Genomic DNA, 23766 nt, shown 5'->3' on the forward strand with positions numbered 1-23766 from the left:
GTTCGAGAATCCGGATTATCCGGCCTTGCACTGAGTGAAGCCCGCGGTGCGGGTACGGTCGGCCTATATGTGTGGCTCGGCGTACCAGCACTACCGCTTCCTTTGGTAAGGAAGTCCAGCCCTAAATTTCGGGCCTGGCTGCGTGTGTTTTTCCGGGTGGACCGCCCGAACTAATCTTGGGACTGCTTGGTAACGCAGGTACACGATCCGGAAACCGGCTCGAGGGAACGCTCAGTCATTGGCTATTACATGTAATTCACGAGGCACACCTCGAATGGCTGCTTTGCGCCCCATGTCGGTCGTTCGGGAGCGGAGGGGCGGCACCCTGAAGCTGCTATCTCGGGTAAGCTTGGACAGTTTGAGGGCAAGGGTGTGCTTGCTCCGACGCTCAGTCCATAAGCAATGTGTATCCGCCGGCACAGCTCATTCACGCTATCGGCAGCTCCGTTTATTTCGTGCGCCGGTGCCCATCCGGCAGCAGCCCGCCCCGAACGCTGCCGCACATGGCAGACGATAGTAAGGGCGGCGGCTAGGCGTCATTTGTGGGACGGGAGGTGCGTAAATCTGCAATGGCGTCCAGCACTCGGCGGATCGTGGCCGCGCCCTCCGGCGTCTCGTCCCAGATGCGACGAAGGCTCGCGTGCGCCTTCGCCCATTCCGTGTCCATGTCGTTTTCCTCCTCAAGGCGGGGAACCTTGACCTTCAGGATTTTACATATTTGCACGACATTATTGCTAATTGTCTTGAAGTCTCCTGCACAAATCCTGCTGACTTGACTGGCATGCACGTTCGCCATCTTGGCGAGATCGGCATAGCTTAGATTCCTTTTCGTCCGAGCGCGCGAAATTCGCTTCTGAAGATCACTTATTTGCTTGCCAGTTGGTTTCATGCAAATTAACATGATATAAATAATGCTAATTTGCAAGGAGGTCGTGATGAATGAAATCCGCTTTTACCGAGCGAGCGAGAAGCCCTACGGCGCGTTCAGCAACCTCTATCGAAGAGAAGTCGTGTTTGATGGCGAGGTGTTCGCGACCAGTGAGCATGCATACCAGGCCGGGAAAGCCCGGAAGCCGGCAGTGCGGAAATGGCTCATGGAGGCCCCGTCGCCCGCGCTCCTCGCTATGGCCGCTCACGGCCTCTACTACTGGGACGTTGCTCCGGGCTGGTCTAAAATGAAGTTTGATCGCATGAGGGCGGTCCTTCGCGCCAAATTTACCCAGCATAACGATCTGCGGGTACTGCTTCTTTCCACGGGCGACGCCAGGATCGTGGAGACCGCGACCGTCGACAACGAGGTCAATCGGCTGTGGGGCGAGGTCAACGGTATCGGACGGAATATGTTGGGCGTGCTGCTGATGGAAGTTCGCGACGAACTCCGCGCCGGTGCTGATGAAAGCGAAGCCTATCTGTACGCCGCCGAGTGATCGGCACTTAGAACCTCGCCGAGCGCACGCTCAGGATCTCACGGACATAGTTTGCACCCCGCTTCTTGAAGAGCCCGCGGGCGCCCGCATAGGCACAGTTCTCGGCAGCTAAGCGTTGACCGGCGATTATGCCTTCCAGCAGATCCGCCGCCTTCAGGCATGCGATCTCGAACTGTTTCGTCAGCATCCAGTCGATCACGCCTACACTCACCATGTCGCCTGACCCGCAGGTGTCCAAGACCGCCGGGGCGCCGATCGCCTCGCACCAGATCGCTTCGCCGCGATCGCGGATCTCAAGGCCAGCGCTGCCGTAGGTGATTATGTGGACGCAATCGATCAGGCGGTCCGCGAGACGCTCTCCCAGACGATCCGCAGAATATTTGAGGATGGTGGCGAGCCGTAGTGCCTCCTCGAAAAGCTCAGTTTCCTCGAAGTCCGACGGCTCGAAGAAAATGACAGCGCCCGCCGCACTCGCTGCCCGCACGGCTTCGAGGATGTTGTCCGACAGACGGTCGATGTAGAAGACGCTGCAATGCGACAGCATCGGTAGCGCGACCGCGAGCTCCGTTTCGCTGATCGGCTGGTAGCGTGGTAAGTCCTCTCGGGTCTCCGGGCAGACGAAGCTAAAGTCGTGCCGGCCCGACGCCGTGTCCAGTTCCTGTGCCAGGATGGGAGACCGAAGATCGGCGCGCCGCGCGATGTAGTTGATAGTTGCTCCGGCCTGTAAAAATTCGTCGATCAAACGCTTGCCCGTGTCGTCATTGCCGAGCGCCAAGACAGGCACGACATGACGATGCAGCATAGCCAACGAGACTAGCACGTTCCCGCATGACCCACCGAGAGCCTCGTCCGCCAAGTCGCCGTCGGCATAGACGCGATCAAGGACCGTGAAGCCGGTCCCGGCAACGTCGACGCGATAGTCTTGGCGAAAGCTCAATTCTTGCATGCTCATCTTTTGCATTCACTTCTCATAGCCTGTCGAGCCCGAGTGAAGCGACGTCGAAGCGAATCCTTCTATCTTTGGATGGTATCAGAACGCGGAGGATCCTGAGAAGGGCCTCAGGACCGATCGGTCCGGCACCGAACAGAGACCAGCACCCGTTCGCTGCTCCGCAGACTTCACCGACACTGATTCCCAACCGATGGGATAGGAGTGCATAATCATTACCTAGGCGTGATCCGCTATCCCCGAAGCAGAGCACCTCAGCCCAGGCCGGAAGCTGAGCTCGCAGGGCCTCGACGACGACCAGCTTGCTCGAGTCCGCTGGAATTATGTCAAAGCTGTGGTTCGACCTGCTGACACGGACCCTATTGTCCGCAAAAGGTGGGCAGGCTTCCATATCGACGGGAAATCGGTAGGGGTGGCGGAGCTGATCCATGTCGACTGTGATCTGCACCTCCCGGTGTTTGAATTCGTGCCGGAGGAAGAGTTCACCTCGCTGGCGCAGCCACTCTGCGGTCTCCGTGATCGCCGGATCGGCCGGTGGGTGGTCGTGTTCGATGTCAACATCCGCGAACCGGAGATGGCCTCCGTTATAGTAGCCGATTGGGATTGACGGCAGCATCTCGGCCGGAAGCACCTTCCTTAGATCTTCGCCAGCAGAGCCGCCCCGTCCGGTCGCGAATCCTATTGCGAGGCCTGCGCGGTGGAGGCGCACCAACTCGTCGACGATTGCCTGGTCGGGAACAGACCAACGCCCGGCGGTGGTGACGATAGTGCCGTCATAATCGAAGACGGCTCCGCCGATCTCGGCCTGGGATAGAGTCTCCAAGCGGTTGCGCCCGATCACGTCCAAGGAATCATCTGTGGGATCGTGAGCGTCCGACTTCGCGATTGCCGCGCGCTTATGGCGTAAGTGCGCCGGCATCGCGTTAGCGAGGTTGGCAAGGGATCGGTCCTCATATACCGATCGTCCGAACTCACCGGTGCCGGGCTTACCGGGATCGATCCCAAGGACTCCCCCCATGGCCTCGAGCATGCCCAGCCCATCGACCAGCGACAAGGCGTTATCGAGGCGACCGCAGGATCTAAAATCGAGCGTAAGGCGTTTAAGCGACGTCGGGAGCATCGCCTCCATTGCCGTCCACGTCGCACGGGAGTCGCTGCCGGTTAGGGCAAGGATGAATGTCTCATCCTTTCGATGGTGGAGCCAGGCATGCCGACCATGGGCCAGGTTGCGGAAGTCTGTGGTCTGCACGTGGCATAGCGACGCTTCCCAGATGGAAGTGTCGAACAATACCGCAGTCGGCCGGAGAAGGGGATCGCTGGCGACCAGGACGGTATCAGTGCGCCGGAGGCGCGACATGGCGGCTATGCGCGAAGTCCTGGTGGTGGGATCGCGCATGTCCGTGAGGCAGGAGGCTAGTGCGTCTAGCAGATTTATCGTTCCGCGAGGATCCCGCGAAACGGCGTCGCACGCGAGGAGGAGACTGACTACCGATGACAGGAGGGAATGGGTGGCGAGGTAGCCGTCCTGGGGCTCGGCAACCGGCACGACATGGACACTACCGCCGCCTTTTTCGACGATGCCGGCGGCGGCTCCATTGGGATTGCGCGTGACTAGGTGGACGCTACGGGCCTTACGATCAAACGCTGCAACTGAGGCAGCGACGGAATCGGGGTTGTCACCGCCGGCGCTGAACAACCAGACGTCGCTCTGGGTCAGGTCGTGCTGATCGAGCACCGCCTGCATCGGGGTCTGCACGGTCGTAGGGCCGAGATCCAGCGTGTCCCTACAGCGCGCGAAATATTCGGCGGCAATCGCGGATCCACCGGATCCGATCGAGAGCGCATGGCACCTAGTTCCTGCGGTCAAGGCCGCTGCGAGACGATCCGCGTCGTAGACGCGAAAGAGTTCGAGAGTGGCCGGTAGCGCGTCCAGCTTACCGCTGAAGATCGGCGTGGTCATGCCGATCCTGCCGCTTCGTCGTAGCTGGCGTAGAGCGGACCAGAAAGGATTAGGTGGACGGTCATGTCCGGCAAGTCGGCCGGGCTCGCCTCGGGATGGAAGAGGTAGCTCTCCGTCTCGAGATACTGAACGGCCATGTCGTGTTCTATCGCGGCCATCAAGGCTCCGGCCGCAAGTACCTTGCTACCGACGGGCGAAAGCACCATGCGGGGTTCATAGGTACCCTTCATGGTGCGATCGAACCGTGTCTTGAGAGTCGAGAGAGTACGGTAGCAGTCGAGTGGATTGCGTTCGGAGGCGTAGACAACGTCCCGCGGATCCACCTCCCATTCGTCGACGAGGGCGATCCGGTATTCGGAGAGCAGGTCGTCAGCGCGGCGTGGGTCTCGTGCCGGGAAAGGCAGGAGCGGGCAGATTTTATAACAGCGCCCGATTGCCGTGCCAATCTGGGTGAGCGCGGAGGTGCGTCCGCGCGCGAGCTGCGGTATCCAGACTTGGGCCAACCCTTGGCCCTCGACCTCAACGGGCAGCGAGAAGCCCTTGACCGATCCGGCACGGCTTGCCGGCACACTCGAGATTTGGTCATCCATTTCGGGGTTCGAGACGATCATGAGGTGGAAGGCGCGGTCGTCGGCCACTTCACAATCCTCGAGCAACATCTTCGCGGCGGGAAAGCCGATTCCGGTGGAAAGGGCGCTGAGGTCGAGGATGATGTCAGTCACCTCGTCCGCCACGGGATGCTGGCCGAGCAATGTGACGATGCGCGAGCCACCGACGGGCGCCCCGTCGTCAGCGAACACGTCTACCTTCAAGATGGCGCAGTCGGGGACGATCGCCTTCAGGGCGCTCTCGTTTACGTCGGCCTGTTCTATCAGAGCCTCCGACGCGCCAGGTCTCTCCTCGCGGATGAAGACGGCGGATAGACGATCGCCGAGTGTGTCCGCGAGCATCTGCGAGATGCGGCGCGATCTGGGATCGAAACCTGCCGCTGCAATGAGCAGTACGCGGCGCGATTCATCGGCGAAATAATCAGCCACGAACGCGTCGACCTCGTCATCGAAGTTGGTGATGCAGTTCTCCCAATGCTTACGCATTGGCAAGCCCCGCAATCTTGCGGAGGTAGTCAATTTTTTGGGGAAGAAAGCCGCCCCGGTTGAAGGTCAGCCCGTAGACAAGTCCGGCCGTGCCAGTTAGCTCGATGAGCGCCCAGAGCTTACCACCTTGGCCGTAGTTACGCTCGATAGTGATAGCACCGTTAGCGATGGCGTATTTCAGGACCGATCCGAGCTCGTCGTCGAAGGACTGTGCCTCCATCTCCTCCTCGAGGATCGCGATCGCGTTGGCGCCGGCGCCGAGCGGCGCGTTGGGAAGGAGAGATCCCTCTCGGCAGTCGCGTCCGATCGCGTCGACCATGTCTCGCACTCGTTGGGCATGGGGAAAGGCCCACGAGTCCATGATGGACTTGGCCTTCTCAATCAGGATCGACTGCTGGTCCCGCGCCGGCAGAGCGAGCGTGGTATTGCGAATTGCCCGAGTCTCGATGTTGGCGACGAGAGCGCCCGCGAATTGTAGGAAGACCTCAGCGTTCTCGTTGCTGGCATCGCAGACATCGTCGATGCCGTAGTGGAGCGGACGACCGTACTCGTGGTGTAGATGCACGCGGGCGCCGTGGGCGACGTCGGCATCCGCCTTGAGGGGGCTCTTGGGGTCGGGGTCGATCTCCTCGAACAGCGACGGCGTCAAACGGGCAATACGGACAGCGTAGCGGTGCAGCAGAATTCGCTTCATCGCCAGCGCGACCTCGGGACCGTCGTCATAGGACTTCGTGCGGCCGATGAAGTCGTCGACGATGTCGTCTATCTCCTTGCGCCGCGTCGCGCCGATCTTCAGCTTACTCTGATCCTTCGCGACCCGACCCTCGAGCTCCTTGATCTGTCCAGGGCTGAGCTTCGGTGGTTCACTAGGCACGAGGCGGTCGATGTCGGTGGCATTGCGATTGCGTAGGCCCTCGACCATCGGCAGATATCGTTTGGCCATGTCGCGTGCCATGGTGCGGAATTGTCGGCGTGAGGCGTCTTTCTTTTCGTTGCCCTGCTGCATTTGGATATCGACAAAGTCGCGACCGGTGGCGCGGTTGTGTGTCGGCTGGCTGGCAGGGGAGCGCATAACGGCCCCAGGGCTGAGCGCGTCCAGCCGCATCATCATCCAACGGCCGAATTTCATCTCGCGATGCGAGAGCATGCCGAACATGGCTTCGAGTTGATCGTGGTGAAGGGCGTGTACGTCGTCGAGCATGACGAGAGGGCTCATCTCGATGATCTCGCCGTTCCACTCGATACTAATCCGACTGATGACGTCGAACGGCGCGTAGGGTGCCGTAGCTTCTATGGGTAGGTCCTCAAGCTTCGGTGCTCGTAGGCCGGCGCCCACCGAGTAGATCGCGCGCTGGACGGCGAGCGCACGATCGCGGATGCCGGCGGCGGACAGGCCGCCGATCTGCTCGAGATGGGCCTCGTAGTCGGCGCGGGGGATGAATTCGATTGCGTCGAGCCCTCGAGTCTTGTTTGCCGTGAGGTTTCGGATGAGGCCCAGCATGGCACGAGCCTGGACGAGCCAGAAGGCGAGTTTGGTCTTGACGTTGGGATCGTAAGGAAGCTCCCAGAAATCCCGGTACTCGGATTCCATCGGCACTCGCACGGCTGCCACTTTCGGTTTCCCGTTCTTTAGGAAGCCGGCCTGCGCGAGCGCATTTGCGAGTGTGCGGTTAGTGGAGTTGGTCTCGTCCTTGAGGATGGTCTCCACCATCCTGAACTCGGCCAGCGTGGCGAGCATTGTCTTACCGCTACCTGGTGCGCCGATGATGCGGACCGGCACCTCGAACATATCGTCCTTATTCCGGCTGGTCGCGAGGAACGTGGTGAGCGGCGCGGGACTGACGATCGAGAGGAAGGATTCGTCCTCCCGGACGTATTCGGTTGCGCGACGGAGGAAGGGATTCGCCATAGGATCAGCCGTGCCTGTCGCGACGGAAAAAAAGTGGCTGCATAGGCTCGCCGAGCGTGCCATCGGTCTCCGCCCATAAGATCGGGATGGCGTTGTTTGGTGTGTTATGCTCGAGGATCAGTGGCAGGGCGCAGTCCGCATAGCCATACTTCATGTCGGTCTGGCCCGCCTCCTTGCAGTGCGGCTCCAGACGCTTGAACAGGGCGTGATCGTAGTAGCGCCTGCACAAGTCCACGATAGGACCATCGGTGGGCTTGGTCGGCGTTGCTGCTCTGGTCTCCTTGTCGATCGCGGCTACCCTGAGATCGCTTGGCAACAGCATCCCCTCGGTAATTAGGGTGCTCCCAAAGCTCTTGTTCTTCAGTCTCTCGTTCGCCTCGGTGACGCGCTCGACTAGGGCGTCATGCGCCTGCTTAGTCGACACGTAATGGTGGATGTGGAGCGTGTAGCCGTCCGTCAGAGGGAAATCGTCCTTCAGACGTTTCTTGGCGTCCTGGACGATCTTTTCGAATTTGTAAAGCTTGCCCTTGGGCTTTCCGTCCGGAAAGCGAATGAAGGTAGTTCCGGAGGCGGTGAAATCGTCGATCAGGTAGACGTCGTCGAAGCGGGCTTCAGCCCCTTGTTTCTTTTTCAGGTCATCAGCTAGGCTTTTCCACTTTTCATCGTCCACGTTCATCATCGGAATGACCTGTTCCTGCGAAAGGCGTCCGGCGTTTGCCCGACGGAGGACGTCGATGCGGCTGCCGTCACTGAGCCCAACGAATAGACAGCGGCGCAGACGCCTCCTGAAAGCCACCGCGGCTTCCGCTGTCTTCCACACCTCGTAGGGCTTAATACCGAGTTCCTCACCGACGGAGCAGCGTAGGTAGGGCGTTACCGTCTCCGGAATGAAAGTCTCGATGACGCGTTGCATCTCGAGCGTCGAGATGTAGACGAGGCGAGTCTTGACGAAATGGTAGGCAGTGGCACGATCCGCCTCAGCGAAATGGCGCAGCCATGATACGAGACTTTCGAGGAAGCGAACACCGGCTCGGAAATCCGAATAGCCGTCGTATTTCATCGACGAAATGAGGCGTAGCCACGCATACTCTTCGGTAGCGACCTCATTGTCCCATTTCATCACATCGGCCAGTAAATTCAGCGCAAGCGTATTGATCATCGAAGTGAACATACCTTGGCGATGAATATTATATGGTCTTCGATCCTTAGAGAATCAGGCGGGATTCTTGCGCTCATAAAAATATTATAGTGTGGGAAACTGCTATTCGCCAATCCGATCTAAGCCATTTTTAGAAGGCATTCAGCCCATCAATGCAATGCGACTACCACGCCAATATGACCAGCGCGTCGGGAACTCGCGTACTTCGCGATCCAGTCGTGATTGGCGAAATAGTACACGCTCCGCCCGCAACGCTCGGAGCGGATTAGATCCGCGTGGACGATGCGTGTCTGATTAAAGGGCATGCTGGCATAAGAGCTGTCGGTCGACAACAGCCCCAAAACAGACATTTCGGTGTGCCAAATGAAATGTCGCACAACGGGCACTCTATAAACCATTGTCATTCCCAGTCGATCTCGAAATGACGCCTGAGATCAACCACCGCCCTTTCCGATAGCGGCAACGCACCGAGGTTGCGGGTCAATAGCGTGAGACGGGCGACCTCCTCCAGTTCTTCGGCTGCGTAGACTGCAGCCTGCAAATCTTTGGCCGCCACGACAGGACCGTGATTGGCAAGCAGCACTGAGGAGCGTTTTCCGACAAGTCCCCGAACCGCCTCTCCCATGGCTGGGTCACCCGGCCGGAAATATGGCAGGAGCTTCACTTTACCGAGACGCATTACGGAATAGGCCGTCAGCGGCTCGAAAACGCAGTCCGCATCGATCTCCGGTAGCATGGAAACAGCAACGGAATGGGTGGAGTGAAGATGCACGACCGCGCCGGTTTTGGCGCCGCGCGTATCGTAGAAGGCCGAGTGCAGCGGCAACTCCTTGGTGGGTTTGTCTCCTTCCACATAGGCAAAGTCGCTTCCGAGCTTCGTAAGCTGGGCGGGATCGAGCGAACCGAAGCTTGCCCCGGTCGGTGTTACGAGGAAACCGCCCTCGATTCGTGCCGAAATGTTGCCGGAACTCCCGTTGGTAAGGCCTCGGTCGAAAAGCGAGCGCGCCAATCGGCAGATTTCTTCCCTCGCCTTGCTTTCATCGCTCATCCGCCGGTTCCTTCCAAAATGTTCGCTGCCCTCGAGAAGAAATCGCGTGATCCGAAATTTCCGGATTTCAACGCCAACGCAAGGTCCCTGCCCGCGACGCGCAGCGCGGGAACGCCCGGCGATATCTCCGGCCCGATTTTCAGTGCCGACATGCCGAGCGCCTTCACGACCGCACCAGACGTCTCGCCGCCCGCAGAGACGATCCGGCGATATCCGCGTTCCACAGCCGCTGCCGCCAACTTGCCAAAAAACGCTTCAAGCACGTCGGCGCTTCGTTCCCGACCGTATCGCTTTTGCGCATCCTCGACCTCTTCAGGTGAGGCGGAACTGTAAATTAGCGGAAGTCCCATCTGCCGATCAGCCCAGTCGAGCACCGATGTGACAGTATCGGCATCTGAAAGCAGCTTGCCGACTTCGATTTTCATCGCGGGTTCGCCGGCTACGATGTGCGTATCGATTTGCTCGCGCGTCGCCCGCGAGCACGAGCCGGAAAAAACGATCGCGCGCCCGCGAACACCCTTCCAAATATCCGCATCGCCTGTGCACCCCAGTACCGCCGGCAGGCCAAGCGCAAGCCCGGAACCGCCGGTCAACAGATCGAAACCGCTTCCCGCCTCCGCGAGCGTCAAGAGATCCCGGTCCTCAATCGCGTCGGCGACAACCAGTTGCATACCGCCGGCAGTAAGGCGCAGCATCTCCGCCCGCGCCTCATCGGGATCGTCTTGTCGCGGGAGGTGACCTATTCCAAGAGTTGTTTGCCTTGCCAGCCAACGCTTAAGATCCGGATCCGTCATCGGCGTGAGCGGATGGTTTTCCATACCGCTTTCGCTCAATAACCGGTCTCCGACAAACAAATGTCCCTGGTAAATTGTTCGCCCCGTTGCGGGAAACGCGGGGCACACAAGTACCGGATTTGACGTGGCAATGGCGTCAACCAACGCTTCGATGACTGGTCCGATATTGCCTTGCGGTGTCGAATCGAATGTCGAGCAATATTTGAAAAAGAACAGTCGGCATCCTTGTTCCTTTAGCCATGCGTAGGCCGCCAGAGACTGTTCGACCGCTTCCTCCCGCGGTACGGAGCGCGTCTTGAGCGCAACGATCCCCGCCTCGACGGCTGGAGCCGCCTTCTCATTTGGAACACCGACATATTGGACTGTGCGCATCCCGCCACGCGCCAGCGTGAGTCCGAGATCGGACGAGCCGGTAAAATCATCGCCGATCGCACCGAGGATCATCTCGGCTCTCCAGTCCCGGATGGGTGATCGCCTTGCGCCTGCGGCGATCCGGAAAGATGCGAAAGCTGCAGATCGTGACGCTCACGCCATTCTGCCGGCATTTTCCCCCCCGTCGATGCGACCCAGTCGACGAAGGGTATGCCGGCGACCAGACCCACATTTCCGAACGGCGTCCAGCCCCCTGTGCGAACGACGTATTTGGCGCTCTGCCCGCCTTCGTCGTGAAACCAGTCGTTAGACTTCGTGTCGATCAGTGCGTCGGGAAAGATGCGATGAACGCCATCAACATAGGGCTGGTTGTATTGCCGTGCGTCTTCGATCAGAATGAGCTTCTCAACCCACATTTCCGTGCGGATCGCCGAAAGCACCTGTTCCGGCGACGGGCATGATGGAGCAACCGCAACGTCAATGACCCGCCCCTGATCCCGCAACTCCGCGGCTATCGGAAAAGCTGCGCCGACAACGAGCATGAGGTCGTAATGCCCCATTTCCGCGATGGCGCGCGCGAGCTGCGGGTGCAAGATTCCACCCTTCTTCATTCGGCGCCTCCGAGTTCATAGATCTGCGCGACCTGCAGGAGTATTTGCAGATGATCGGTTGGCGAGGTTGCAAACGGCGTCCCTCTTGCAAGCGCATCCACGAAGTGCCGGATCGCTGCATCATAGGATGCCTGGTAGTTCTGATCGTGATCGACGCCAAGTTTGAGCGGCGTATCGCCGAAAAGCTGCAGCCGCGCCCCGTTGAGGACGATACGGCCTCCGCTCCCGATAATCTGCAGATAATCCTGCGGCCTTGCCGGATATCCTTCGGCGCTGAGCGATGCATTGATCGTTCCGAAAACGTCGTCGGCCGCCATGACGATCGTAGCGGTGTCTTCGCCCATCACCGCGTCACTCAACCGTGCGAGATCGGCAGACCGCACGCTCAGGGGCCCCAAAAGCGCCTGCAGCATATCGAGGTGATGGATCAGGAGTTCCAGCACGATCAGGCGCGGCATCTTTGCCATAAATGGCTGACGCACCAGTGCAGGCGGAGCCTCATCGCCGCGTGGCAGCAGGCCGGAACTGAACACGTTCAACAGGAATTGGCGCGGTCTCCCGATACTCTCGGAATGGAGCCACTCATTGATCTGCTGAAAATGGGGGCGGAACCTCCAGTTTTCATGGATCATCACGCGTGTCGATTCCCCCTCCAGTCGCCGAGTGATTTCGCGCGCATCATCGAGGGAGGAGGCCAACGGCTTTTGACAGAGAATGCCGGTGAGATGGTGCGAGCACCCCAGTTCGATCAGTGCACCGTGCGTATCGACAGGCGTCGCTATGTCCAGCGCATCCGGAGTGGCGTTGGCCAACATCTCCGCAGGGTCGGCGAAAACCGCCGGGATCGAGAATTGGCTGGCACGCTGCTTCGCCGCCTCGATGTCCGGATCGGCGATCGCCACGAGTTCGACATCCGGCACCCGCGACCACGCGAGGAGGTGATGCCTGCTGACCATCCCTGCCCCGGCCAGAGCGACGCGAAGTGTCATGTTCCGCTCCCCAGTCCGAAAAGCCGCGCCGGCGTGTCACACAGAATCATCCGTCTGGCGGCAGGGTCACTCACCCAATGCGACAAGATCGCACGTGTCTCCGCGTAGGCAGGCCGATACCGTGCGCCGACAAAAGGCCAGTCCGAGCCCCACACGCAGGCATCCGGCCCGAATGCTGTCAGCAATTCGTTTGCGAAGGGCGCAAGCTCGTTGTGGGGGAATGGCATTCGCGAGAGACGAAATGCGCCCGACAACTTGACCGCATGCCGCTTTTCGCTTGCCAGCGATAACAATGCCTCAAAGCCCGGCTGTTTCGTACCAAGCGTGGGATCTGGATATCCCAGGTGGTCGAAGATCAGCCGTGCCCCCGAAGCGCACAACACGGGCAAGTATTCCTGCAGCCGCGCGGCCGGGCACTGGACCTCCACCCACACGCCGGTGGCAGCCGCGTCCTTCAATGCGGCGGCGAGAGCCGGATCGTCTGGAGCCATCGCGCCGTTGACAATATTCAGTCGGATCCCGCTAAAACCGCGGCCATCCCGGGGCGTCGTCACTGCCGCGATCAGCCCAAACCTTCCCGGATGGCGTCTTGCCGCGTCAACCATCGCCGCGGCATCTGCACCGTAGCAACTGGGCTGCACCAAAAGCGCGGCGTCGATGTCATGCTGCGTCATTATCTCGCTAAACTGCTCCAGCGTCCCCTGCTCGGCCTCGGTTGGGAAATAACCGCCCGAGGTCGGGCAATAAGGAAATCGCGTCCGGTCCACGATATGGACATGGCAGTCGATCCCCGGCTCGCCCTGTGTATTCAGCATGTCGAAGGCCTGTCCTTACAGCGGGGAAAGTCGATATTGTTCGCTATCGGCTGGTCGTTGAAGAAACGCCGGAGGTTGTCAAACAGCGCCTCCATTTTCGCCTGCAGCGCGTCGCGGGTCCCGGCGCTGATATGCGGAGTGAGAACGACATTGCGAAAGTCCGCGAGGGGCGTGTCAATTGGCGGTTCTTCTTCGAAGACATCCAGCCCGGCACCGCCGATCGTGCTGTTTCGCAACGCGTCGATGAGCGCGATCTCATCGACGATCGGGCCGCGCGCCGTGTTGACGAGAATCGCCGATCTCTTCATGGCGGCAAGCTCGCGCGCGCCGATCATGTGTCTGGTTTCATGGGTGAGTGGAATATGCAGCGTGATGACGTCGGCTTCGGCAAGCAGTGCGTCCAAAGCAACCTGGCGTACGCCGAGGCGGGAGGCGGTCGCTGCGTCCAACGTGGCGTGAGGATCATAGTATATGCCGTCAGTGCCAAAAGCCGCGAACCGCGCCGCCGCAGCCTGCGCGATCCGCCCCATGCCGATATAGCCGATCGTGCGGCCCTGAAGCTCGCCTGACTCTAGCCTAAGACTGTTGATGTGCCACCGGCCATGCCGCAGTTCGCTGTCGGCAAAGGCAAGACGCCGCAATGTGGCAAGTGTCAGCAGTAAAGTATGCTCCGCCACGCCCACGGTGGTTCCGACCGGATTTATCGCCAATGTCGCGTCCGTTCGCGCCAGCGCCTCCATATCGATCGTATCCTGGTAACCGACGCCTTGGTGGTGGATTACGCGGACGCGCTTCGCCGCCTCGATGACCGGAGCATTCAGGCGCGACGCGGCGACGATGATACCATCGGCGTCCGAAGCCTTCTTGATGCGCTCTTCCTCGCTGTCGGTCTCGAGCGTGACAAGTTCGAAATCCGGCCCGGCTACATCGCGGATAAGATCGTAGAAGTCGTCGGGCGCATGACTGAGATAGAGAATCTTCGGCCGTTCGGTTCGATCAATCGACATAGATCACGTCGCCTCCGTCCAGCCGTGGAGCGAGCCATTCCGGGGTGGTTTCACCACCCTCGACCGCAGATTCCATCTTGAGTTCCTTGGCCTTGATCGCGTCGAGCCTGCCGACGACCTCGCGGATCCGACTGGCGGGAACGACAACGGCGCCGTCACGATCACCGAGGATCACATCGCCCGGAGAGACGACAACGCCCCCGATAGAAATAGAACCTCCGACTTCGCCGGGGCCATTCTTGAACGGCGAATTTGGCGACAGACCGCGCGCGAGCACGGGAATGCCGACCGCTTCCAGCCCGGCAATGTCCCGGACAAGGCCGTCCGTAACCACCGCGACGATTCCGGCGTTTCTCGCCATGCCGATCAAGACATCGCCCATCACGGAGACATTATCCGAGCCGGCCGCGACCACCAGCACATCCCCGGGTTTCGCCACGGATAGCGCGGCCCACGGAGCCAGATTGTCGCGCGGAACCGTTTGCACCGTCAGCGCCGTGCCGCAAAAGCTGCCGGGCACGATCGGCGCGATCTCCCGATGCATCGCGCCCGCCCTTCCCATGGCGTCGCAGACGAAACCTGTCGGCGCGCCCTTGAGGCTTTCGATGTCAGCATCGGAAGCGCGTTGTATTCCACGATGAATTTTGAGTGCAGGATCTGAAGTCACTTTAGGCGTCCTCTGGTTCTGTTCGCATAAGGGCAGCCTTGGTCCGAGAATCGAAAAGCCGGATGCCGGGTGAGTTGATGTGGAGCGTCACGGATTGGCCGGGGAAGGCCTGAAAGCTTCTGTCGACGCGCGCGGTGAGCACGGCGTCATGCTCCGCGACGCGAAAAAGCAGCAGCGTATCGGCGCCGAGCGGCTCGACCGTGTCGACGTTTCCCTGGAATGAAACCGACCCTTCCGAGGCGTCTTCGGAGATATCCTCGGGTCGTATGCCGAGGATGACGTCGTCGTCCGTGATGTCCGGCATGGGGATCACCAAGTCCGTTCCGCCGAACTTGACGGCATACCCACCGCCGGAGCGAATGACGGTCGACGGAACGAGGTTCATTCCCGGACTGCCTAGAAACCGGGCGACGAACGTGTCCGCCGGGTTTTCATAGACCTCCAGCGGCTTGCCGACCTGTACGATGCGTCCGCCATTCATGATGCAGATCCGCGTGCCCATCGTCATCGCCTCGATCTGGTCATGCGTGACGTAGATCATGGTCGTGCCAAGTTGCCGGTGTTGCCGAATGAGTTCCGCCCGTGTCGAAACACGTAGCGCCGCATCGAGGTTGGAAAGCGGTTCATCCAGCAAGAAGACCTTGGGATTGCGGACAATCGCCCGCCCGAGGGCCACACGCTGACGCTGCCCACCTGAGAGGGCATGCGGCTTGCGGTCCAGATACTCACTCAGCCCGAGTGTCGCGGCTGCCTTGGTGACACGCTGTTCGATCTCCGCCTTGTCGAAGCCGCGGCGGCGCAGGCCGAATGCGAGGTTCTCGAAGACCGTCATGTGCGGATAGAGCGCGTAGGACTGAAACACCATGGCGATGTCCCTGTCCTTTGCGGGTACCTCGTTCATCCGGGCGCCATCAATGGTCAGTTCGCCGCCGGTGATGGATTCCAATCCGGCGATCATCCGCAGGGTGGTGGATTTTCCGCAGCCCGAAGGGCCGAGAAAGACCATGAATTCTCCGTCTTCGATTGTCAGATCAGCATTGTCGACGGCCGGCGCTGCCGTCGCCGCATATCGCTTGCTCAACCCGTTCAGTTTCACGACTGCCATATCGGTGTTCCTTTACTTCACGGCGCCGGCCGTCATGCCTTGAATGAGTTTCTCCGAGAAAATCGCGTAGACGATTACGATCGGAATGACCGCGATCATCATTCCCGTCGCGATCATGCCGATGTCCTCAAGCTGATCGCCCATGAATTTCTGAATTCCGAGAGGCAGGGTGCGCTTCGATTCATCGGAGATGAGGACGACCGCGTAGAGGAACTCGTTCCAGATATGGACAGTGTTCAAAATGACGGTTGTGACGATGGCCGGCATGCCGATCGGAACCGTGATTTTCCAGAAGATCTCGGCGTCGGAATAGCCGTCCATCCGCGCCGCATCGAACAGGTCCTGCGGCAGGCGCGCGAAGAAGCCTTCGAGCAGAAACACTGTCAGCGGCAGCTGTACCGAGACATAGACGAGGATCAGCCCGACCCGCGAATTGTAAAGACCGTAATCGACGAGTGTCTGGAACAACGCGATGATCGTGATCTGCGGCGGGAAGATAATCGTCGAGAAGATTATGAAGTAGATGAGCCGGTTGCCCCGAAACCGATATCGCGCAAGGCAATGCGCAGCCATCGCGCCAACGACCGTTGTCACCAGAACGGCCAGAACCGTAATCACCATCGAGTTTACGAAGTAGGTATCGTAGTTGGAGCCAGTCCAGGCCTCGACATACTTCTGCCAGCGAAACGTCTCAGGCCATGCATAGGGCGCCTTGCTGATTTCCGATGTCGTGCGAAACGAGAGCATCGCAGTCCAGGCGAAGGGGCCTGCTGAAAAAGCCGTGTAGAGGGAAATGGCGATGAGGAGCAGCGCCCGCGTTATTGCCTTGCTGTGTGGCACCGCTCAGTACTCCAGCCTGTCGCGTTGACGGAACGCGTATTTGAGCGCCATCACGGCAACGAGCACCACGAAGAACCAGAATACCGCGATCGCGGAGGGGTAACCGAGGTCGAAAGTCTGCCACTGGAACGCGCGCTTGTAGACATAGGTTGAAACGGTTTCGGTGGCCCATAGGGGCCCGCCCTGGGTCATGATCCAGACCAGATCAAAGATCTTCATCTTGCCGATCAGTGACAGGATAAGCAGGTTCACCAGGGTCGGCCGGATCATCGGGATCATGACGAACCAGGCCTTGCCGAACCAGTTGCAGTTATCGAGCTCGGCGGCTTCCAGAACTTCCTTGGGCAGCGCCGAGAGGGCGGCCAGGCAAACCACCATATTGAAGCCCGCCCATTTCCAGGTGTGCGTTACCATCACCGCGACGAGCGCCGTATCCGGCTCGCCGAGCCAAGCACGGGTCCAGCTTTCAAGGCCGACCGCCCTCAGTGCGCCGTTCAGGATTCCCCAGTCGAAATTGTAGATCCACATCCACAATATGCCGACGACAACGTAGGAGATGAGAACCGGCGTGAACCAGGCTATGCGGAAGAACCGCGCGAAAGGCGCCTTGGCGTAGAGGCAAATCGCCAGGATCAGGCCGATCCCCACATCGAGCAGAGGGGCGAATCCGGCCCAGATCATAGTGTTCTTGACCGCCACCCAGAAAGTGGGATCCGCTGTCGTCATCTGCACGTAATGCTGCATTCCGACATATTCATCAGCGGCTCGCGGATGAAGAATGTGTACGGAATTGTAGAAAGTACGCAGCACCGGGTAAGCGGTGAAGACCAGATAGACCAACAAGGCCGGCGTGAGGAACGTCATCACCGTGCCCAGCGGCGGCCCATCCGGCGAGATCCTGAAAACCCGTCCGAGAGGGCGGATCGCCCCCCTGCCGACACTCGCATCCGTCATAGTCCGCTCCCCAATTCGCCGGTTCGGTGCCCGTGCCCCGGGGAAGACCTCCGGGGCAGGAAAAGTGCGCTGCTCTTCAAGTCAGCCCGCCGAGCAGGCCTGATCCATCATCTGCGCCGCTTGACCGGCACCCACCTGACCGGCGGGGAACGCGACATTGATAACCTGCTTGAAAGTCTCGAGGCATTGGCCCTTGAGGATCGCGTGAGGGGTCCCCTGGAAGAACGTGTTGTTCTTGTCAGCAGCCTCCAACATCTTGAAATAGCCGGCGTGAGGTCCGGACACCGTGCTGGCGTCGCTCTTGATGCCGGTTTGCACCAGAACTTTCTGCAGCCACAGATTGCCCATTTCAGGATCGGCGTATGCGTTGAGGAATTCGGCCGCCAGCTCGGCATTTGGGCTCTCGGCGTTCACGCAGAAGCTGCCACCGATATTGGCGGTCTTGCATTCCGGGCAGGCGCTTTCGTCGAGCGCGGGCGCTTGCATGATGCCAAGAGGAAAGCCTTCAGGCTGGCCGCCCTGGTCGGGCGCATTGAAGGCGCGGCTTGTGTACCAGCTCCCCATCGGCAACATGAGGCCGCCCGGATTTGAGTAGAAGTAGTAGTGACTCTCGCCGAGCTTCATTGTCGCGAAGCTGCGAGGATAGGCTCCCGCCTCGATCAAGCTCTCCATGTAGTCGAGAGCTTCCATGACATCTGGATCGCTCCACTTCTTTGTGCCCGCCAGCAGATCGCCGTAGGCGTCGATCCCGATTTTCTTGAGCAATACCTCATGGGTCAGATACGCGCCCGGAAAAGGCCGGTCCCCCGCGCCTTGCACGATCGGGGTGATCCCCTCGCCTGCCGCCGCCTCGACAAGTTTCTTGAAATCGGCAGCGCTGAGTTGGCCATCTTCCGGGAGATCGAAACCGAGATCCTCAAGCATCTCGGTATTGAAATAGATCTCGACCGTATACGCCTCCAACGGCAGCGCATACACATTCCCTTCATGGCGCCATGTGTCCGCGGCCCACCCTTCGATATTGCTCATCTCCAGGTGATCGTCGAGCGGCAGCAGAAAGCCATTGTCTATGTATTCGGTCTGCGCGGGCTCACAGTAGAAGACATCGGGGCCCTGCCCCGCCTGCAATGCGCCCTTGAGCGCCGCGAAGAGCGGGTTCTTCTGATACCATGTCGGCTTCACAGTGACCCCGGGGTGAGCCGCTTCGAATTTTTCGATACCCGCCTCGATGAACTCGATCTTCGAGCCCTGGTCGGCCCAGTGGCTCCACAGAGACAGCTCCGTATCGGCCTTGGCGGCAGGCATCACCGTGAGCGCCGTAACCGCGACCAAAGCCGTTGCGCGAATTGCTGATTTCATAATGACTTCCTCCCAATGCGGCGACGCAGCTCAAACGCGCGGCGCGCAACTTCAAACTACAAGCCAGTCCTGGATTGTCAATAATCTTATCTACATTTTCTTTGCCGGCCATTTTGAAATCAGATCCATAATGTGCCCCGCAACGAAATCAGAGGCCTCGACCGGCATCATCGATCCGCAATCAGCATTCAGTTGCAATTCGGCGACCGGAAGCAGGTCCGCTATCCGCTCAGCCATTGCCGGGGTCGGGCCCGCGTGCCACCGGTTCAGGCATCCGGTCATAACCAGCGCCGGAATTTTCACGCGCCTTAACGCCTCGTCGCCCACATGGTCCCTGCGAAGCTCGCGCATCCACGCCATCGCTTCGTCGATATCGAGCTCGACGAATGGATCGTTCTCCAACCTCAACGAAACAAGGCGCTCCACCTCTTCGAAGTTCTCCGCGACATAACTGTCGCTGAGCCCCGCCATGAACCAGTACCAGACATAGAGATCCCGGCGCCCCGATCGCAGGAATAATTCAATAAATTCAATTCCTTTTTCGACCTGCCGGCACTCACCCCATGCGCGAAAAGGGCTTAGCAGCGTCAGCGACGCCAAGCGCTGCGGGTGCTCCTGCGTCGCCTGAAGGGCGATCTGCGCGCCTCCGTTCCAGCCAACCAGATGATAGCGCTCGACACCCATCTCATTGACCAACCGCTCGATATCGCGCGCAAAGCCACCGAGCACGCGGACGCCCTCACCACCACCGGGCCGCCCGTGACGGGGCAGAACAACATTGTGCCTTTCGGCCAGAGTTTCTGGCAGCCTTCCCCAGGCCCCGGACCCCGATGACGCGAGCCGCGTAAGAACCAGCAGTTCAGCGCCTTCACGTTCCGAAAGCAGTACCCTCGACCCCCCCATGTCTTCTTCTCGCAAGGCGACCTCCCTTTCCGGTTGCAATTTTTCGTCGATCTTATTATTGATAAGATCAGCGTCAACGAGATTTTTCTGGATAGGCACGCCATGGCGAGTTCAGCTTCAACCACCCGCGGGGAAGATGCCCTCGTGGAGACGGTCCGCGAGATCGAGGAGGAAATCATCTTCGGCCGCCTCAGGCCGCGCGAAAGACTGATCGAGGACGACCTCATTGCTCGCCTTGGCCGCTCCCGGCATATCATTCGAGCCGCACTCGAACGCCTTGATACGATGGGAATCGTGCGCCGCGAACGTAACCGGGGCGCCGTGGTTCGCGATTTCTCGGCCCGTGAAGTCGAGGAGATTTACGACATGCGCGCGCTGCTTCACCGTCGCGCCTGCGAACTTATTCCCCTGCCTGCCACGCGCGATCTCGTCGATTGCCTGCGCGACCTGCAAATCCGGCATGCACGCGCGGTCGATCGCGGCGACCTCAGAGAGGTGTACTACCTGAACAATGAATTTCACGACGTCTTCTTCGATTCGTGTGGCAACAAGCTGCTTGCGGACGCGATCCGACAATACGCCTGGCTGGCGCACGCTATCCGCTCCTACCGGATGGCAGATCCGGTGATGCTCCAGCAGGCGGCTCGCGAGCATGCCGAGATCGTCGATGCATTGGCCGCAGGTGAGCGGGAAGAGCTGATACGGCTGGCCGATCGGCATATCGAGCCGTCAAAGAAGGCTTATCTTCAGCGGGAAGACCAGGTCAGCTCCGTTAGAGGATTGCATCGGGCATGAGGCCGTTTGCCGTCGCTGTCCGCTTCGTCCTTCATACGGGGCAGTCCGAAAAGTTCGAGCCACTGATCCGTCAACAGGCCGCACAATCCCTCACCGAGCCGGGCTGCCTCGTCTTTGAGGTCTGGAGCGACCCTTCTCGCGTTGAGGAAATGTTTCTTTGGGAGGTTTATGAAACGCCGGAGGCGTTTGAGAGCCACCTGAAATCCGACCACTTCAAGCACTTCGATGCCGCCGTAGCGGGGCTCGTTCGGTCGAAATCCGTTGAAGTCTGGAACACAGCGCTTTCATTCGGGCGTCCCGAAAGCCAGGGAACTACGCATTCGGACAAAGTGTTGTCGTGACCCGGCAAACGAGCCACGTCGAGGAAAAGGCGCGACGTCTGCCGGTCATCGATTCAGCCGACATTGTCGTTCTTGGTGGAGGGTCGGCGGGCCTTTCAGCCGCTGTTAGCGCGGCCAGGCTGGGCGCGGACGTTCTTCTCATAGAACGGTATGGATTTCTCGGCGGCGTTGCGACCGCCGCGATGGTGACGAGTTTCTGTGGGCTCTATTTCGACCGAACGGAAGACGCCTGCAGGATTGTGCGCGGATTCGCGGATGACTTGTTATCGCTGATCGATCAGCAGGGCGGTCTTGCGCATCCTCGCCGCGTCAAACCCGGCGCGATCTCGCAAGCCTTTGACGCGACTGCCTACAAGTTCGCAGCTGACGATCTTGTTGACGATGCCGGCGTCCGACTGCGGCTGCACAGCTACGGCGTTGCAACCCTGCCCGATCCGGATGAAGCATCGCGCATCGGCCATCTTGTCGTTGAGTCCAAATCCGGACGCGGCGCAATAGCCGGAAAAGTGTTCATCGACGCCTCGGGAGATGGCGATCTTGCGGCTATTTCCGGATGTGCCTTCGAGATCGGCGATGAACACGGTTTCATGCAGTATCCGACCACAATGTTTCGAATGCGCAATGTCGAGGACGCGCTGGCCGCCGGCATACGAAAGACAATTGGCGGCAAGGTCGCCGACGCCATTGCCTCAGGCGAATATGATCTGCCCAGAAAGTACGTCTCCGTATCCCCTCAGCCTTTCAGCACGGAATGGCGTGCGAATGCGACGCAGGTCCGCAGCGAAAGCGATGAGGCAATCGATGGTACGGACGTTCTTCAATTATCCCGCGCCGAGATGGAAGGGCGGCGTCAAGTTCGCGAATTCCACAGGTTCCTTAAGAGCCGCGTAGACGGTTTCGCGAAGAGCTCCATACTCGACACTGCTCCGCAAATAGGCATCCGTGAGACACGACGAATTCTCGGCCAGAGAGAACTGAACGCGGAACACGTCGCGGGAGGTAAGACGTGCCAAGACGCCATCGGCTTGGGGTGTTGGCCATTCGAAACACACCGAAGCGGCACTGTTGATTGGCGCGCAGTTGGCGGTCGTGGCTACTATGATATCCCGCTTGGCATGATGATTCCAGCAGAAGGGCCGAGGAATGTACTGATTGCCGGGCGCTGCGCTTCGGCCTCACCGGAGGCATTGGCGTCGGTCCGCGTGATGGGCAGTTGTATGGTTATGGGCCAAGCCGCAGGCACCCTGGCGGCTCTAGCCGTCCAAGAGCCGAGAACGTTGGCTGAAATCGAAACGTCCGAATTACGACAGGTATTGGGGAATAACGGTGTGTGCTTTTCGCCTGACGATTTATCAATAGCACCCACTCAGGCCTAAACCGGTCACTTGAAATCATCACTGAAATTGACTTTGCCCATCATGGCCTCCGCGCCTCAAAATTAGGGAAGAAGGCATCTACATATATAGGGGCTATTCAGTTCCAGACCCGCTTGGGCTGTGCACAGAATGCGAGGTGAGAGAACGATGGTGTACCGGCAAGACGCCTGGTTCCTGAGTTAGCCCAGTTGCGGAGAGACCTGTTTGCGAAGCCAATTGGCGAACTGGACAGTCAACGGTTTGATCTCTCCTGCAGGGATCGCAATAAAATAGCTTCGCTCCTGCGTATCCGGTACAGAAATGATCTCTGTAAGAGACCCTTGTTGAAGCTCTCTTTCGATCAGATAGGTCGGCAATATCGCGGCACCAAGGCCAACGACGGCTGCGCTGATGATGAGGGAGAATTGGTCGAAATAGCTGCCTGTTCGAATCGAACCGTCCACCACGGTCATCGTCTGGCGCACTGCATCCCATAACAGAGGCCGCGAAGACAGGTGTAACCGCGGCGCATGGAGCAGATTGGCTGGCTCACGCAAGTCGAATTCGTCGATCAGTTCGGGCGCCGCGACAACCGCAAGTCTTTCTCTGCACAGTTGGGAAAGGCGAGCGCCGGGCCAGTCTTCGACTCCGAAATGGATTGCGAGATCGACAGAGTTCTCCATCATATTGAACGGTTCCGTCCGGCTGTGAACCACAAGCTCGACATCTGGCTTTTCGGATCTGAAATGGGTGAGGCGAGGTATTAGCCATCGGGCACCAAACGTGGGCAATACCGCAACGCTCAGCACTTCCTTGCGGCTTCCCGCAGCGACGGCGTTTCCTATGGTCTGGCGCAACCGTCCAAGGTCGAGCGTCAATTCCCGATAGAGATTTCGTCCCGCATCCGTCAGACCGACACCACGCCCCTGACGCAGGAAGAGCGCCGCGCCGATCTGCTCTTCCAGCTCTTTGACATGTCGGCTGACGGCCCCTTGTGTCAGCCCCAACTCTTCGGCGGCCTCGGTGAAGCTTTGGTGCTTTGCCGCGGCTTCGAAACACCGCAGGAGCGCCAGGGAGGGCAACTGATTTGAGATCTGCATCGGCGGATTCATTAATTAAACTCATGTAAAAATGCCTTATTGTCGTATTTTATGCAAGGTCATTACCGGTACAAAGTGCGCAGGCCCCTTAAGGGATGACTAGTTGCGGATTGGCTCGACACAGTGATCGTTTGGCCCGCGGTTGCGCCAACCCGCGCGGCGCTGTGAAGGATGTCCAAACGCTTGGTCGGCCATTGACCATCGCGGGAATGA

Annotated in this window: 23 protein-coding genes; 4 read left to right on the top strand and 19 right to left on the bottom strand. The window is 59.5% G+C overall.

Annotated features, from left to right (window positions below; genetic code table 11):
• Positions 1-529 precede the first annotated feature (529 nt).
• The gene (locus tag LC343_RS08015; RefSeq protein ID WP_223476581.1) at positions 530-889 is read right to left on the bottom strand and encodes a helix-turn-helix domain-containing protein; all 360 of its coding nucleotides are present in this window, start codon (positions 887-889) and stop codon (positions 530-532) included.
• A gap of 46 nt (positions 890-935) precedes the next feature.
• On the opposite strand from LC343_RS08015, the gene ybiA reads away from it, so the two are divergent.
• Positions 936-1427: a riboflavin biosynthesis intermediates N-glycosidase gene (ybiA, locus tag LC343_RS08020; protein WP_223476582.1), complete on the top strand. Its 492-nt coding sequence runs from the start codon at positions 936-938 to the stop codon at positions 1425-1427.
• Positions 1428-1434: 7 nt separating this feature from the next.
• On the opposite strand, the gene LC343_RS08025 is transcribed toward ybiA, so the two are convergent.
• From LC343_RS08025 to LC343_RS08105, 17 genes are all read right to left on the bottom strand, one after another.
• Positions 1435-2388, bottom strand: coding sequence for a PfkB family carbohydrate kinase (locus tag LC343_RS08025; protein ID WP_223476583.1), 954 nt, complete (start codon positions 2386-2388; stop codon positions 1435-1437).
• A 7-nt stretch (positions 2389-2395) separates the two neighbouring features.
• On the bottom strand, positions 2396-4336 hold the full coding sequence (locus tag LC343_RS08030; protein ID WP_223476584.1) for a hypothetical protein: 1941 nt from the start codon (positions 4334-4336) through the stop codon (positions 2396-2398).
• Complete coding sequence (locus tag LC343_RS08035) at positions 4333-5430, bottom strand: hypothetical protein (protein ID WP_223476585.1); 1098 nt, start codon at positions 5428-5430, stop codon at positions 4333-4335. Before LC343_RS08035 ends, LC343_RS08030 begins: the two co-directional genes overlap by 4 nt.
• The gene (locus LC343_RS08040) at positions 5423-7339 is read right to left on the bottom strand and encodes a hypothetical protein (protein WP_223476586.1); all 1917 of its coding nucleotides are present in this window, start codon (positions 7337-7339) and stop codon (positions 5423-5425) included. The genes LC343_RS08035 and LC343_RS08040 overlap by 8 nt, the downstream gene beginning before the upstream one ends.
• Before the next feature lie 4 nt (positions 7340-7343).
• Complete coding sequence (locus LC343_RS08045) at positions 7344-8498, bottom strand: phosphoribosyltransferase-like protein (RefSeq protein ID WP_223476587.1); 1155 nt, start codon at positions 8496-8498, stop codon at positions 7344-7346.
• A gap of 400 nt (positions 8499-8898) precedes the next feature.
• The gene (gene otnC / locus LC343_RS08050) at positions 8899-9546 is read right to left on the bottom strand and encodes a 3-oxo-tetronate 4-phosphate decarboxylase (protein ID WP_223476588.1); all 648 of its coding nucleotides are present in this window, start codon (positions 9544-9546) and stop codon (positions 8899-8901) included.
• Positions 9543-10784 carry a 3-oxo-tetronate kinase gene (gene otnK / locus LC343_RS08055; protein ID WP_223476589.1) on the bottom strand — a complete coding sequence of 414 codons (1242 nt, stop codon included), beginning with the start codon at positions 10782-10784 and terminating at the stop codon, positions 9543-9545. Before otnK ends, otnC begins: the two co-directional genes overlap by 4 nt.
• Complete coding sequence (locus LC343_RS08060; protein ID WP_223476590.1) at positions 10781-11323, bottom strand: RbsD/FucU domain-containing protein; 543 nt, start codon at positions 11321-11323, stop codon at positions 10781-10783. The genes otnK and LC343_RS08060 overlap by 4 nt, the downstream gene beginning before the upstream one ends.
• Positions 11320-12312, bottom strand: a complete 993-nt coding sequence (locus LC343_RS08065) for a Gfo/Idh/MocA family protein (protein ID WP_223476591.1) — start codon at positions 12310-12312, stop codon at positions 11320-11322. The genes LC343_RS08060 and LC343_RS08065 overlap by 4 nt, the downstream gene beginning before the upstream one ends.
• Entirely contained in the window at positions 12309-13127 is an 819-nt protein-coding gene (locus LC343_RS08070; RefSeq protein WP_223476592.1) for an amidohydrolase family protein, read from the bottom strand. The genes LC343_RS08065 and LC343_RS08070 overlap by 4 nt, the downstream gene beginning before the upstream one ends.
• On the bottom strand, positions 13121-14134 hold the full coding sequence (locus tag LC343_RS08075) for an NAD(P)-dependent oxidoreductase (protein ID WP_223476593.1): 1014 nt from the start codon (positions 14132-14134) through the stop codon (positions 13121-13123). Before LC343_RS08075 ends, LC343_RS08070 begins: the two co-directional genes overlap by 7 nt.
• On the bottom strand, positions 14124-14801 hold the full coding sequence (locus LC343_RS08080; protein ID WP_223476594.1) for an RraA family protein: 678 nt from the start codon (positions 14799-14801) through the stop codon (positions 14124-14126). Before LC343_RS08080 ends, LC343_RS08075 begins: the two co-directional genes overlap by 11 nt.
• A 1-nt stretch (position 14802) precedes the next feature.
• Positions 14803-15906, bottom strand: coding sequence for an ABC transporter ATP-binding protein (locus LC343_RS08085; protein WP_223476595.1), 1104 nt, complete (start codon positions 15904-15906; stop codon positions 14803-14805).
• A gap of 12 nt (positions 15907-15918) precedes the next feature.
• Positions 15919-16746 (bottom strand): carbohydrate ABC transporter permease, encoded by an 828-nt coding sequence (locus LC343_RS08090; RefSeq protein WP_223476596.1) that lies wholly within the window; start codon positions 16744-16746, stop codon positions 15919-15921.
• A gap of 3 nt (positions 16747-16749) precedes the next feature.
• Positions 16750-17700 (bottom strand): carbohydrate ABC transporter permease, encoded by a 951-nt coding sequence (locus LC343_RS08095; RefSeq protein ID WP_223476597.1) that lies wholly within the window; start codon positions 17698-17700, stop codon positions 16750-16752.
• Between the two features lie 81 nt (positions 17701-17781).
• Complete coding sequence (locus LC343_RS08100; RefSeq protein ID WP_223476598.1) at positions 17782-19005, bottom strand: ABC transporter substrate-binding protein; 1224 nt, start codon at positions 19003-19005, stop codon at positions 17782-17784.
• Between the two features lie 144 nt (positions 19006-19149).
• A complete protein-coding gene (locus LC343_RS08105; protein WP_223476599.1) occupies positions 19150-19977 on the bottom strand; it encodes an alpha/beta fold hydrolase in 828 nt (275 codons plus the stop codon).
• Positions 19978-19995: 18 nt separating this feature from the next.
• On the opposite strand from LC343_RS08105, the gene LC343_RS08110 reads away from it, so the two are divergent.
• Genes LC343_RS08110 through LC343_RS08120 form a run of 3 tightly spaced genes read left to right on the top strand, consistent with a single transcriptional unit; the run spans position 19996 to position 22474 of the window.
• Positions 19996-20757 carry a GntR family transcriptional regulator gene (locus LC343_RS08110; RefSeq protein ID WP_223476600.1) on the top strand — a complete coding sequence of 254 codons (762 nt, stop codon included), beginning with the start codon at positions 19996-19998 and terminating at the stop codon, positions 20755-20757.
• Positions 20754-21098 carry a putative quinol monooxygenase gene (locus LC343_RS08115; protein WP_223476601.1) on the top strand — a complete coding sequence of 115 codons (345 nt, stop codon included), beginning with the start codon at positions 20754-20756 and terminating at the stop codon, positions 21096-21098. Before LC343_RS08110 ends, LC343_RS08115 begins: the two co-directional genes overlap by 4 nt.
• Positions 21095-22474 carry an FAD-dependent oxidoreductase gene (locus LC343_RS08120; protein ID WP_223476602.1) on the top strand — a complete coding sequence of 460 codons (1380 nt, stop codon included), beginning with the start codon at positions 21095-21097 and terminating at the stop codon, positions 22472-22474. Before LC343_RS08115 ends, LC343_RS08120 begins: the two co-directional genes overlap by 4 nt.
• A gap of 179 nt (positions 22475-22653) precedes the next feature.
• Here the strand turns inward: LC343_RS08120 and LC343_RS08125 are convergent, their stop codons facing one another.
• The gene (locus LC343_RS08125) at positions 22654-23565 is read right to left on the bottom strand and encodes a LysR substrate-binding domain-containing protein (protein WP_223476603.1); all 912 of its coding nucleotides are present in this window, start codon (positions 23563-23565) and stop codon (positions 22654-22656) included.
• Positions 23566-23766 lie beyond the last annotated feature (201 nt).

Origin of the sequence: Oricola indica (assembly GCF_019966595.1) — a bacterium.
Lineage (GTDB): Bacteria > Pseudomonadota > Alphaproteobacteria > Rhizobiales > Rhizobiaceae > Oricola > Oricola indica.